At 69.2% G+C, this 12,592-nt stretch carries 11 protein-coding genes; 6 read left to right on the forward strand and 5 right to left on the reverse strand.

From position 1 onward, the window contains the following. Positions 1–165: 165 nt before the first annotated feature. A complete protein-coding gene (locus HWX36_RS01575; RefSeq protein ID WP_175950529.1) occupies positions 166–2,187 on the forward strand; it encodes a BCCT family transporter in 2,022 nt (673 codons plus the stop codon). A 61-nt stretch (positions 2,188–2,248) separates the two neighbouring features. Beyond that, entirely contained in the window at positions 2,249–2,560 is a 312-nt protein-coding gene (locus tag HWX36_RS01580) for a hypothetical protein (RefSeq protein WP_175950530.1), read from the forward strand. 99 nt (positions 2,561–2,659) lie between these two features. On the opposite strand, the gene HWX36_RS01585 is transcribed toward HWX36_RS01580, so the two are convergent. Beyond that, a complete protein-coding gene (locus HWX36_RS01585; RefSeq protein WP_175950531.1) occupies positions 2,660–3,508 on the reverse strand; it encodes a class I SAM-dependent methyltransferase in 849 nt (282 codons plus the stop codon). Positions 3,509–3,707: 199 nt separating this feature from the next. Here HWX36_RS01585 and HWX36_RS01590 point away from each other — a divergent pair, with 199 nt between their 5' ends. From HWX36_RS01590 to HWX36_RS01600, 3 genes are all read left to right on the forward strand, one after another. Then, a complete protein-coding gene (locus HWX36_RS01590; protein WP_175950532.1) occupies positions 3,708–5,171 on the forward strand; it encodes a metallophosphoesterase in 1,464 nt (487 codons plus the stop codon). Between the two features lie 68 nt (positions 5,172–5,239). Beyond that, positions 5,240–6,562 (forward strand): cytochrome c peroxidase, encoded by a 1,323-nt coding sequence (locus HWX36_RS01595; protein ID WP_244136312.1) that lies wholly within the window; start codon positions 5,240–5,242, stop codon positions 6,560–6,562. Between the two features lie 97 nt (positions 6,563–6,659). Further along, on the forward strand, positions 6,660–6,935 hold the full coding sequence (locus tag HWX36_RS01600; RefSeq protein WP_175950534.1) for a hypothetical protein: 276 nt from the start codon (positions 6,660–6,662) through the stop codon (positions 6,933–6,935). An 81-nt stretch (positions 6,936–7,016) separates the two neighbouring features. Here HWX36_RS01600 and HWX36_RS01605 read toward each other — a convergent pair whose 3' ends face one another. Then, a complete protein-coding gene (locus tag HWX36_RS01605; RefSeq protein ID WP_175950535.1) occupies positions 7,017–8,501 on the reverse strand; it encodes a PLP-dependent aminotransferase family protein in 1,485 nt (494 codons plus the stop codon). A 203-nt stretch (positions 8,502–8,704) separates the two neighbouring features. On the opposite strand from HWX36_RS01605, the gene HWX36_RS01610 reads away from it, so the two are divergent. Further along, the gene (locus tag HWX36_RS01610; RefSeq protein WP_175950536.1) at positions 8,705–9,055 is read left to right on the forward strand and encodes a hypothetical protein; all 351 of its coding nucleotides are present in this window, start codon (positions 8,705–8,707) and stop codon (positions 9,053–9,055) included. 208 nt (positions 9,056–9,263) lie between these two features. On the opposite strand, the gene HWX36_RS01615 is transcribed toward HWX36_RS01610, so the two are convergent. The 3 genes from HWX36_RS01615 to maiA all read right to left on the reverse strand — a co-directional run bounded on the left by HWX36_RS01615 (position 9,264) and on the right by maiA (position 12,573). Further along, positions 9,264–10,625, reverse strand: a complete 1,362-nt coding sequence (locus tag HWX36_RS01615; protein WP_175950537.1) for an aromatic acid/H+ symport family MFS transporter — start codon at positions 10,623–10,625, stop codon at positions 9,264–9,266. Positions 10,626–10,703: 78 nt separating this feature from the next. Then, on the reverse strand, positions 10,704–11,912 hold the full coding sequence (locus HWX36_RS01620) for a 3-hydroxybenzoate 6-monooxygenase (protein WP_175950538.1): 1,209 nt from the start codon (positions 11,910–11,912) through the stop codon (positions 10,704–10,706). 19 nt (positions 11,913–11,931) lie between these two features. Continuing rightward, positions 11,932–12,573 (reverse strand): maleylacetoacetate isomerase, encoded by a 642-nt coding sequence (maiA, locus tag HWX36_RS01625; protein ID WP_175950539.1) that lies wholly within the window; start codon positions 12,571–12,573, stop codon positions 11,932–11,934. Positions 12,574–12,592: the final 19 nt, after the last annotated feature.

Genomic DNA, 12,592 nt, shown 5'->3' on the forward strand with positions numbered 1-12,592 from the left:
TCGATCCCCTCAATACCTTACAATTCGCCAGGCTTCCCTTTCTGCATACCCTTTCTTGCAGTCCTGACACCGCGGTACACTCGACGCACGCCGTATCAGGGTCCGACGCGCACCCGCGCGCCGGGCGGCGTCGCGCCTTGTTGCGCCCACAACTGGATGCCCGCCATGCCAGATTCCCGTCCCTCGCCCCGCACGACATTCAAGCCGCAGGTCGTCCTGCCCGCGCTCGCGGTCATCGGCGCGCTGCTCGTCGTGTGCGCGTTGCGCCCAAGCGAAGCCGGCGCGCTGTTCTCCGCCGGCCAGCAATGGGTCATCGCGCGCTTCGACTGGTTCTACGTACTCGCCGTCACCGGCTTCCTCGTGTTTCTCGTGCTGATCGCCGCGAGCGACTTCGGCAACATCCGGCTCGGCCCCGATGATGCCGAGCCCGAATTCAGCTTCGTGTCGTGGACAGCCATGCTGTTCGCAGCCGGCATGGGCATCGGGCTCATGTACTTCGGCGTCGGCGAGCCGATGCAGCACTTCCTGAAACCGCCGACCGTCGACCCCGGCACGCCAGCCGCCGCGCGCGAGGCGATGCTGATGACCTTCTTCCACTGGGGCTTCCATGCGTGGGCGATCTACGGGCTGATGGGGCTCGTGCTCGCGTACTTCGGCTTCCGCTACAACCTGCCGCTGACGCTGCGTTCCGGGTTGTATCCGGTACTGCGCGAGCGTATCAACGGGTGGATCGGCCACACGGTCGACGCGTTCGCGCTGGTCGGCACGGTCGCCGGCATCGCGACGACGCTCGGCTACGGCGTGATGCAGCTGAGCGCGGGCCTGCATACCGTCGCCGGCTGGGACACCGGCAGCAACCTGTTTCGCATCGGGCTCGTCGCGGTCGTCGTGATCCTCGCGGGCGTATCGGCCGCAACCGGCCTCGACAAGGGCGTGCGGCGACTGTCCGAGCTGAACCTGCTGCTGGCGTTCCTGCTGCTCGCGTTCGTGGTCGTCGCAGGCCCGACGGCGTTCCTGCTGCGCGCGCTCGGCGACAACATCGGCCAGTATCTGTCGAGCCTCGTCGACCTGTCTTTCAGGACGTACGCGTACGCACCGCCGCGCGAGGAAGGCTGGTTCGGCGGCTGGACGATCCTCTACTGGGCATGGTGGGTGTCGTGGTCGCCGTTCGTCGGCATGTTCATCGCGCGCATCTCGCGCGGCCGCACGATCCGCCAGTTCGTGATCGGCGTGCTGCTCGTGCCGACCGCGTTCAACCTCGTGTGGATGACCGTGTTCGGCAACAGCGCGATCTGGCTCGATACGCACGGCGCGGCCGGCGCGCTCGCGCAAACGGCCACCAATGTCGACGCGCTGCTGTTCCGCTTCTTCGACTTCCTGCCGATGCCGCAGCTGCTGTCGATCGTCGCGATCGTGCTGATCGCGGTGTTCTTCGTGACGTCCGCCGATTCGGGCGCGTTCGTGATCGACCAGATCGCGACGCGCGGCAACGCGCACTCGCCCGTCTGGCAACGGCTGTTCTGGGCCGCGCTGCTGGGCGTGACGGCCGCGGTGCTGCTGGTCGCGGGCGGGCTCGGCGCATTGCAGGCAATGACGCTGATCGCCGCGCTGCCGGTCGCGATCATCATGATCGCGCTCTGCTACGGGCTGTGGCGCGGGCTCGCTGCCGACCGTGCGCACTACTCGCAGGACGTCGCGCCCGCGACGAGCTTCTGGACCGGCCAGCACTGGCGCCACCGCCTGACCCACATCCTGCGGCAGACGACCGAAGCCGAAGCGCGCCAGTTCGTCGCCGAGACGGTCGAGCCCGCGTTGCGCAAGGTCGCCGACGAGCTGCGCGCGAGCGGCGTCGATGCGAACGTGCAACGCGACAGCGACGATGCCGTGCGCCTCACCGTGCCGACCGCCGACCACCGCGATTTCGTGTACGGCGTGCGCGTGACGGTGAAATCCGCGGCGGCGTTCCTCGTGCGCGAGGCGGTCGAGCCGGAAGCGGAGCGGGCCCACGTGTACGGGATCGTCACGTTCTTCGAGGACGGGCGGCTCGGCTACGACGTCGAATACCTGCGCAGCGACGAAGTGATTGCCGACGTGCTGCGCCAGTACGAACGCTATGTGTCGCTCGCGGCCGACACGCGCACGCATCTGCTGAGCCGCGCGCCGGGGCACGCGACGGAGGCCGAATGAACGCGTACGCCGGAGTCTTGACCGCGCGGCGCCGGCCCGGCGCGATCGACGGAGCCACGCGATGAGCGGGTTTCTGCAAAGCCGCTCCGCCGACCTCGTCGCGCTCGGCACGCTCGCCGCGCTTTATCTCGGCGGGGCCGGCATCGCGCTGTGGCGGATCCGGGCCGCGGCGCCGCGCGGCAAGCTCTACTGGATCGTCTGCATGGCGCTGCTGGCCGGCGGGGCCGTCGCGATGGGCGGCAATCTGTCGCCCGCGCCGAACAGCGGGGAAATGCCGCCCGGCTTCGCGCTCGGCGTCGAGTCCGTCCTGCTCGGTCTCGTGCTGGTTGCCGGCGGTTGCGCGTGGCTGATGCTGCGCACGCGGCGACGCTGACGCGCAGACGTCACGCGGCCCCGCTTCATCCCGCGCGAACGACAACGCGCGGGGCGAACCGGCCGCCCCTTCCGCGATCCACCGCTTTACCGCGACGCGTTACGCGGACGGTGCCCGCGCCGTCACGAGCCAGCATGCCGCGTCGAAGCGCACCTCCGCGCCGTGCACGTAGCGCTCGAACGCCGCACGCACCGTGTCGACCACACGCCGTCGCGTCGCATCGTCCGTCTCCAGCAGCGCGAGCCCGACCGGGCCCAGCCGTGCGATGTAGTCGTCCAGCGCGGATTCGGGCAACGCGCACGCCAGATCGACCGGCTCGATCGCGATGTCCGCCCAGCCGCTGTCGGACAGCACCGACGCGATTCGCTTCCGGTCGCCGAACGCGAACTGCCCCGGCGCGCCAGGCCGCCGCGCGGGCAAGTTCGGCAGCAACGGTGCGGCGGCCCGCTCGGCCGTCGTCATGAACGGATTGTCGGCCGCGCTGCGCCATGCGACGAACCGCATCTGCGCATCCGGCCGCGCCGCGTGCCGCAGATTCGCGAAGGCCCGGACCGGATCGTCGAAGAACATCACGCCGAGGCGCGACACGATCAGGTCGACGCTCGCAGGCTCGAACGCGTGCGTCTGCACGTCCGCGCGCACGAAGCGGGCGTGAACGCCGCTGCGTTCGGCACGCGCCTGCGCGGCGTCGATCATCCGGGCCGAGATATCGATGCCCGTACATTGCGCGCCCGCACCGAGCCGCCGCGCGATCGCAAGCGTGACCGCGCCCGTGCCGCAACCGACGTCGAGCACGCTGCGCGCGGACGACGTGGCCGCCGCATCCACCAGCAAGTTCTCCAGCGGTTCGAGCATCCGGTCGATCGGCGCCTGCGTATCGACCCAGGCACGCCCCGACGGGCCGTTCCATAACGCGGATTGTTCATCGTTGGGCCGGCTGGTTTCCATCGTCGATTCCCCTTCTGGTTCGTTGATCGTGCCTCGCACTGTGCTGCTTCAAGCCGGCTTGAGGTCAAGGCCTTCCGGCCGCGACCTGCCGCCGCGATGTCGACGCCCGGCCCGCGTGCGCGCCCCGTCGCCCCCCGTTTTTTTCATATTTCTTACATTCGCGCTGCGTATCGTTGACGACTTTCCTACGGGGCCTCCCATGCGACGACTCTTCCCGCGCGCGCTGCTCGCGCGCTGCGCTCCCCTTGTTGCCCTCGCCGCGCTGTCCGCGTGCTCGAACCACATCGATTCGCCGGCCGATCCGGCAAGTGCGTCGGCCAACATCCAAGCCGCGTGGGTCGAAATCGGCGATACGAACCAGGCAATCACGCGCGTCATCACGAACTACACGCCCGCTTCGGCCAGCGATCCGTTGTGCCCGCAACTGACCGTCGACGGCAAGCTGTCGCGCATGTCCGTGCGCGCAGGCGCCGCGACCGTCGCCCAGCGGCCGACCGCCAGCGATCCGTCCGATTCGAAGCCGTCGAGCTTCCCGGTGTCCGTCTGCGAGATGACGCTGCCGGCCGGCGCGCAGGCGGCGAGCGTCGCGGGCCGCACGCTGCCGCTGCCGAAGGCGCAGCCGCAACGCATCGCGATCATCGCCGACACCGGCTGCCGCATGAAGAAGGCCGACAACGCCTGGCAGGCGTGCAACGACCCGACCGTCTGGCCGCTCGACACGATCGCGGCCAGCGTCGCGAAACTGTCGCCCGACCTCGTGATGCACATCGGCGACTACCACTATCGCGAGAACGCGTGCCCGCCGGACATCGCCGGCTGCAAGGACAGCCCGTGGGGTTATGGCTGGGATACGTGGCAGGCCGACCTGTTCCGCCCGGCCGCCCCGCTGCTCGCGAAGGCGCCGTGGGTCGTCGTGCGTGGCAACCACGAGGAATGCGCGCGGGCAGGCCAGGGCTGGTTCCGCTTCCTCGATCCGCGTCCGTATTCGGCCGCGCGCTCGTGCGACGATCCGGCCAACGACAACAACGCGAACTATTCGGAACCCTATGCGGTGTCGCTCGGCGGCGGCTCGCAGGTGATCGTGTTCGACACCGCGAAGGTCGGCCGCACGCCGCTCAAGACGACCGACGCGCAATTCGGCATCTACCAGAAGCAGTTCCAGACGGTCGCCGCGCTCGCGTCGAAGGCCGGCATGACGACGACGATCTTCACGAACCACCATCCGATCCTCGCGTTCGCGCCGATCGCCGGCAGCACCCCCGCGCCGGGCAATCTCGCGCTGCAGTCGGTGATGTCGAGCCTCAACGCGCAGGCGTACTACCCGCCCGGCGTGCATGTCGCGCTGCACGGCCACGTGCACGATTTCCAGGCGATCAACTTCTCGTCCGGGCATCCGGCGACAATCGTGTCAGGCAACGGCGGCGACAATCTCGACGTCGCGCTGCCCGACCCGTTCCCGGCCGGCCTGACGCCCGCACCGGGCGCCGTGATCGAGCGGCTGTCGCACAACAACAGCTTCGGCTTCCTGATCATGGAGCGCCGCGCCGCCCCGGCGACCGGCTGGGTGTTCCACGCATATTCGGCGGCCGGCAAGCTGCTCGCATCGTGCAACCAGTCGGGCACGACGCTCGCCTGCGACAAGACGGGGTTCATTGCGCCGTGAGTGAAGGAGTTCGATGTGACGGCCGCCATGCACGCGGCCGGCAGACGCGGCGCACCCTCGCCGCTGCCGTGCTCGCCGGCCTGGCGCTCGCGGCTCGCGCCGCGCCGGCCGAAACGGTCCTGCTTCCCGGTGCTCCGCCTTCGCGAGTCGTCGGCACGATCGGCAACGGCACGCCGCAGGTAACCGGCAAGATCGATGCAGCCACCGCGCGCTTCGCGCCCGACCCGACGCTCGTCGCGCTCGGCCGCCGGATCTTCTTCGATCCGAGGTTGTCCGAGCCACGCGGCATGTCGTGCGCGGGCTGCCACGACCCCGGCCGCGCGTTCGCGCCGACGCTGTCGGCCGCCTCGCTCGCGGGGCCCGGCGTGCCGGAAGGCAGCCGGCCCGGGCACTTCAGCCAGCGCAACGCACCGTCGCTGCTCTATGTGCGCTATGTGCCGCGCCGCCACTTCTACCAGGACGACGACGCACCCGCGCCGTCGCCGTTCGGCGGCCTGTTCAGCGACGGCCGCGCGGATACGCTCGCCGAGCAGATTCGCGGGCCGCTGTTCGACCCGAACGAGATGAACAACCGGTCGCCGGCCGCGCTGCTGCGCAAGGTCGACGCGACCGAACTCGCGCCCGATCTCGCCGCACGCTTCGGCGCGACGGTGCGGCGCGATCCCGAGCAACTACTGCGCGCGCTGGGCCTGGCCGTCGAGGCCTATCTGCAGAGCGACGAGATGGCGCCGTTCACGTCGCGCTTCGACACGTTCCTGCGCACCCGCAAGCCGCTCGCACCGGCCGAGATGCGCGGGCTCGCGCTGTTCCGGAATCCGGACAAGGGCAACTGCATGAGCTGCCATACGTTGTCGGAGACGTCGAGCCGCCCGGAGCGTTCGCTCTTCACCGATTTCGGCTACGACGCAATCGCGGTGCCGCGCAACCGCGCGCTGCCGTCGAACCGCGATCCGCGCCATTTCGACAACGGGTTGTGCGACACCGCACGGCGGCTGCGCTGGCCCGAGCCGACACAATGGTGCGGCTACCTGCGCACGCCGGGGCTGCGCAACGTCGCGGTCAAGCAGACGTTCATGCACAACGGCGTGTTCACGACGCTGCGCGACGCGGTCGTGTTCTACAACACGCGCTCGACCGACCCGGGCTTCTGGTATCACGGAGCCAGAACGTTCGACGACGTGCCGGCCGCCTATCGCGGCAACATCAACGTCAACTCGACGCCGATGAACCGCCGGCCCGGCACGCCGCCCGCGCTGACCGATGCGGAAATCGACGACATCGTCGCGTTCCTCGGCACGCTGACGGACGCGCGCTATACGAAGGTCGCTCCCCCCGTGGCGCCCGCTGCCGCTGCTGGCCGGATCGCGCGAACCGCCGTGCCGGCTCGCTGACCCTGGCCGAACGGCCAGCCGCACGCGCACCCGCTTGCGGTCGCCGCAAACACTGGTTATATTTACAGTACTGTATTTATGAACAGTGAGGTGCGCGATGGAACACCTAATCCGTATCGTCAACGAAGCCGATCGCCAAGTGCTGGCGTGGCTCCGTGCCCAGGTCGGTGATGCCCGCGTCGAGCGCGCGGCTCGCCAGCTCGGGCATACGCGCAAGCCCTTCCCGTCCGCCGTATGCCGGTATCTGGGCATGAGCGCACCGGCCACGCTGCGCCAGGCCGAACGGCCCCGCGCCGCGCGTGATTTCTCGGTCGGCGATCGTTACCTGTCGCTGATCCGCCAGCACCTCGCCATGCATTCGGCCAGCCGATGAAATGGCGGCGGCTGGCGGCGTCGGTCGCGCGAAAAGCCGCGGGGCTTGCCTATTCGCAAGCCCGGCCGGCCGACACCCCGCTTACATGGCTGCCGTGGCTTCCCGTACCAGGCGGCCGAGCGTTTCGAATGCCGCTTCGTGCGCCGCATCGAACACGCGCGTGCAAGCGAGCCGGATATAGCCGTCGAAGCGGTCGGAATTCGAGAAGATCGAACCGGGCGCGATTCTGACCCCGTGCGCCAGCGCAGCGTCGAACAGCGCTTCGGAGCGCACGCCCTCCGGCAACGCGATCCACAGCAGCATTCCGCCCGGCGGCTGGTTCATCCGGGTTCCAGCCGGGAAATGCCGCGCAATCGCATCGATCGTCACGTCGCGCTGCACGCGCAACTGTTCGCGGAACCGGTGCAGATGGCGATCGAACGCGCCCGAGCCGACGAATTCGGCCGCAACGGCCTGCAGCAACGCGGCGTTGTGCCGGCTGTGCGCGAACTTCAGCATCTTCACGCGTGCGTGCCAGCGCCCCGCGCTGATCCAGCCAAGCCGCATTCCGGGGGCCAGCACCTTGTTGAACGACGGGCAGTAGATCACCGTGCCGTCGCGATCCCATGCCTTCACCGGCTTGACCGGCTGCGGCGCCTCGACGAGCTCGCGATAAGGCTCGTCCTCGATCACGGCCACGCCATGGCGCGAACACAGCGAGACCAGCGCGGCCTTGCGCTCGTCGGGCATCACGCAGCCGAGCGGGTTCTGCAGGTTCGGCACGACGACCACGGCCCGAATGTCCGGATACGCGGTCAGCGCCACTTCCAGCGCCTCGATCGACAGGCCGGTCGTCGGGCTGGCCGGGATTTCGAGCGCGCACAAGCCGAGGCTTTCGAGCAACTGGATCAAGCCGAAGAAGGCCGGCGATTCGATCGCGATCGTGTCGCCGGGGCGTGCCACCGCGCGCAATGCGAGATTCACGGCATCGACGCCGCCGCTCGTCGACATCACGTCGTCCGGCGTCACCGTCACGCCGTACGACAGCGCGCGCTTGGCCATCGTCTGCCGGAATTCGGGCGAACCGCCAACGGGCCCCGCATCGGTCAGCAAGGTGGGCTTGCGCCGCAACAGCCGGATCGCGAGCGCCTGCAGGCGCTCGGCCGGATACAGCGTGGCCAGCGCGGACGCGCCGCCGAGATTCAGCGCATCGGGCGCCGCGTTCGCGCGATCGATCACGCGCGATACGCGTTCGTGCAGGCCCGCGAACGGCGGCTCGACGCTCAGCGGTGGCCCATCGCTTTCCGGCAGCGTTTCGAGCGCGACCGCCGCGCGGCGCCGCACGAAGTAGCCGGAGCGCGGCTTCGCTTCGCACCAGCCGGTATCCTCGAGCCGTCGGAACGCCTGGATCGCGGTCGACAGGCTCACGCCGTGCTGTGCCATGAATGCGCGTACCGACGGCATCCGGTCGCCGGGCGACAGCGTGCCGGCCGCGATGATGCGGCGGTAATGCTCGGCGAGCCGTTCGTAAAGCGGTTCGCCGTCCATCGGCAAGGGCGGGCGGGATGAATCGGTGAAAGGCGTCATGCAGGCGATCGTGCCCGCGCGGCCGATCGCACGCCAGATACAGATTCCGGGGAAACCCACCGATACAGCGTCGCGAAATCGTCGTTTGCACCGCAACAGATTCCCGGCCCCTGAATCTGTCGCGCCGGTGGCCGTTTCCCTAACCTGATCGCACGCTGTCGCCTCGCCGTCGCGAGGCCGCGCATCCGGGAAAGGGAATCGCCATGCAAACGCATCACATCCGGCTCGACGCCGGGCAAAGCCACTTTGCGTGGTTCGACAAGGGCAGCCAGGTGATCGCGCTGGACGGCGCGCTTGCGGTCACGCTGCGTCACGGAGGGCTCGACTGGCTGCCCGACGAGCCGCAGCACATTCGCCGCCTGCTCGACGAGGGCGAATGCCTGACGCTCGAGACGGCCGGCCACGTGGCGCTGTCGGCCGACGGCGCGGGAGCGGCCAGTGCGACGGTCGTGGAGCCGGCACGCCCGAGACGCTTGCGCGTTGCATGGCGCATGATCCTGCGCCGGCTGTCCGGACGGATACGCGGCGGCCATCATGTGCGCGAGCATTCCTGAAATGGCGGCTTGCCGCGTCACCAAGCGGCGTCTGGCTGACCCTGCATCATCTGGCGGGGATCTGGCGCGATCCGGTTCGACCGCCCTCATGCAGATCGACCAACCTTGAACGCTCCAACCGCCGCAGCCTGTTCGGCACGCGGCGGTCACGACATCACCGCACGCTCCTGCGCCGCTTGCCGACAAGCTGCCTTGCCCCCTCCTTCGCTCAGGCCTGCTCGCCCGCAATCGCTTTCGCCGCAGGGAGGCGCGCCGCATCGGCACGAACCACGCCGAGCGCCAGCACCGCCATCCCCGCGATCACGCACGGCGCCGCGACGACGGCAAACGCCGTCGGCAACGGCACGCCCATCGCCAGCATCGCGCCGCCCGCCATCGATCCGACCACCGAGCCGCCACGGCCGATCCCGTTCGCCCAGCTCACGCCGGTGGTGCGGCACTCGGTCGGATAGAACGCGGCCGATAGCGCGTTTGCGCCGACCTGCGAACCCGACACGCAGAAACCGGCCGCGAACACGGCGAGCGCGGCGCCCCACGGCGATGCGGCCAACACGCCGATCGCGGCGACGAACACGCCGGCCGCGGCATAGCTGCAGGCCAGTACGCGATGCGGGTCGAAACGGTCCATCAACCCGCCGAGGACGATCGCGCCGAGCGTGCCGCCGACCTGGAACATCGCGGTCACGCGCGCGGCCGTCTGCAGCGTCGCGCCGGTCGTGCGCAGCAGCGTCGGCAGCCAGCTCGACAGCAAGTAGATGACGAGCAGGCTCATGAAGAACGTGAGCCACAGCAGCAGCGTGCCGCGCAGCAGGTCGGCGCCGAACAGGCGGCCGAGCGGCGATCCGGCCGGCTTGCCGGCCGGCGCGATGAACGACGCGCTCGGAAGATGCGGATCAGGTGCGATACGACCGAGCATCGCCGCGATCCGCTCGCGAGCCGCGCCGGTGTTGACGAGATAGCGCACCGATTCCGGCAGCCGCCACGCGAGCACCGGCAGCAGAAGCAGCGGCGCCGCGCCGCCGACGACGAGCACCGAGCGCCAGCCGCAATGCTCGATCAGCGACGCCGCCGCGAGCCCGCCGAGCGCGGAGCCGATCGTAAAGCCGCAGAACATCGTCGTCACCAGCAGCGACCGGCGCCGCGCCGGGCAGTATTCGGACGTCAGCGTGATCGCATTGGGCATTGCGCCGCCGAGCCCGAGCCCGGTCACGAAGCGCCACGCGATCAGCTCGGTCAGGCCGCCGGCGCTCGCCGACGCGGCGCTTGCGATGCCGAAGCACGCCACGCAGGCGAGCAGCAGGCGCTTGCGGCCGAACCGGTCGCCGAACGGCCCGAACACGATCGCACCGGCCATCAGCCCGGCGAGCCCCGCGCCGAACACAGGCGCGAGCTGCGCGGGCGACAGGCCCCATTCGGCGCGGATGACGGGGGCAATGAAACCGATCGATGCGGTATCGAAACCGTCGATCGCGACGATCAGAAAGCACAGGACGACGATCGCGGCCTGAAACGGCGCAACGCGATGCCGGTCGATCCATTCGCTGACGTCGATGGACAGCGTATCGGCCATGAGGGGTCTCCTCCAGGAAGGCGGTCGCGCGTCATGTCGTTGAAATGCGCGCCGCCGGAATCGGGCTGAAAACACGTGTTACGCGACGGGTTTCAGGCAATCCTCCGCACGCCAGCCGTGCAGCCAGTCGAGCGCGTCGTAGAACTGCGCCTGCGTGCGTCCGGCCCAAAGCCCGTTGCGCACCTGCCGCTCGACACCCTTCGCGTGATAGATCCGCCCCATCTCGCGCGCCGAATACAGCACGCGCGCGGTGCGCGGAATCCGCACGCGCTCGTACAGCGAAAACGCCGCTTCGAAATCGCCGTCGGTCCGTGCCACGGCCGCGCCGAGCGTCACGGCATCCTCGAGCGCCTGGCACGCGCCCTGCGCGAGGTATTGCGTCATCGGATGCGCGGCGTCGCCGAGTACCGTCGCACGGCCCTCGCTCCAGCGTTCGACCGGATCGCGGTCGGCGGTCGCCCAGCGCTTCCACGACGTCGGCCGGTCGAGCATCTGCCTCGGCAGTGGATGGATGCCGTCGAAGTACGACAGCACTTCCTCCTTGCTGCCCTCGCGCACGCCCCAGGTTTCCTGTTCGCGGCTGTGGAACGTGACGACGAGGTTGTACTGCCGTCCGCCGCGCAGCGGATAGTGGACGAGATGGCAATGCGGGCCGGCCCACACCACCGGCGCATTGATCCGCAGATCCTGCGGCATGTTGTCGACGTCCACCACCGCGCGATACACGACGTGACCCGTCACGCGATGGGCGTCGCCGATCAGCGCATGACGGATCGCGGATTTCACGCCGTCGCAGCCGATCACCGCATCCGCGCGAAAACGTTCGCCGTGCTGGTCGGTCACGGTCACGCCGTTGCCGTCCTGCTCGAAGCCGCACACCTGCGTGCTCGTCCGGAATTCGATCAGCGGATGATCCTTGACCGCCTCGTAGATCGACAGGTGAATGTCGGCGCGATGAATCACCGCATACGGATTGCCGAAGCGCTCGCGGTACGCGGCGCCCGTATCGATGCGCGCCACCTCGCGCGCGTCGACCGCATCCATCAGTTGCAGCCGGTCGGTGAACACCGCCCGGCGGCGCGCAGCCTCGCCGGCACCCAGCGCGTCGAGCGCGTTGAATGCATTCGCCGCGAGCTGGATCCCCGCGCCGATCTCGCCGATCTGGCCTGCCTGTTCGAGCAGCTTCACGCGAATGCCCTGGCGCGCGAGCGCAAGCGCCGCCGCGAGCCCGCCGATGCCGCCGCCGATCACCAGCACGCGCCGGCCCTTGTCTTTTGTCTCGCCCATGTCTGTCTCCTGCTTCGTGTTATGCGACGTAATCCGGTTGTCGCTGCGGCTGTGCCGCGTCGAACGCCGGCTCGCGCCGCGCGTGTTCAACCACCGCGAGGCTGCGCGGATACGCACTCAGGTCGCAATCCATCCGCAACGCATTCGCGACCTGCGGCACGAGGCATAGGTCGGCGAGCGTCGGCGTGTCGCCGAAGCACCACGGCCCCGCGTCCGCGCGCGCGAGCAGCCGCTCGACGCCGGCCAGCCCTTCCGCGATCCAGTGCCGGTACCACGCGGTCTTCTGCTGCGGCGTGACCTTCAGCTCGCTGTCGAGATAGCGCAGCACGCGCAGGTTGTTGACCGGATGGATGTCGCATGCGATCAGCGTCGCCAGTTCCAGCACGCGCGCACGACGGTGCGGTTCGAGCGGAATCAGCCGCGGCTCCGGCTGGATCTGGTCGAGGTAATCGAGGATCGCGAGCGACTGGCCGAGACGAAAATCGCCGTCGACCAGCGCCGGCACGGCTGCCGACGGGTTCACGTTCGCGACGTAGGCCGCCTCGCGATGCTCGCCGGTACGGATGTTCACCGGCAGCGTGTCGTACGGCAGCCCTTTCAGCGCGAGCGCGATGCGCACCCGGTAGGATGTCGAACTATTGAAGAAGCTATGCAGTTGCACGATGTCGCCTTTCGAGGAA

The sequence above is a fragment of the Burkholderia sp. BCC0405 genome, assembly GCF_902833075.1.
Classification (GTDB): Bacteria; Pseudomonadota; Gammaproteobacteria; order Burkholderiales; family Burkholderiaceae; genus Burkholderia.

Bases quoted from the DNA above. Each gene is read 5' to 3' on its own strand.
- HWX36_RS01575 (WP_175950529.1), top strand. From the start codon at position 166: ATGCCAGATTCCCGTCCCTCGCCCCGCACGACATTCAAGCCGCAGGTC.
- HWX36_RS01580 (WP_175950530.1), top strand. From the start codon at position 2,249: ATGAGCGGGTTTCTGCAAAGCCGCTCCGCCGACCTCGTCGCGCTCGGC.
- HWX36_RS01585 (WP_175950531.1), bottom strand. From the start codon at position 3,508: ATGGAAACCAGCCGGCCCAACGATGAACAATCCGCGTTATGGAACGGC.
- HWX36_RS01590 (WP_175950532.1), top strand. From the start codon at position 3,708: ATGCGACGACTCTTCCCGCGCGCGCTGCTCGCGCGCTGCGCTCCCCTT.
- HWX36_RS01600 (WP_175950534.1), top strand. From the start codon at position 6,660: ATGGAACACCTAATCCGTATCGTCAACGAAGCCGATCGCCAAGTGCTG.
- HWX36_RS01605 (WP_175950535.1), bottom strand. From the start codon at position 8,501: ATGACGCCTTTCACCGATTCATCCCGCCCGCCCTTGCCGATGGACGGC.
- HWX36_RS01610 (WP_175950536.1), top strand. From the start codon at position 8,705: ATGCAAACGCATCACATCCGGCTCGACGCCGGGCAAAGCCACTTTGCG.
- HWX36_RS01615 (WP_175950537.1), bottom strand. From the start codon at position 10,625: ATGGCCGATACGCTGTCCATCGACGTCAGCGAATGGATCGACCGGCAT.
- HWX36_RS01620 (WP_175950538.1), bottom strand. From the start codon at position 11,912: ATGGGCGAGACAAAAGACAAGGGCCGGCGCGTGCTGGTGATCGGCGGC.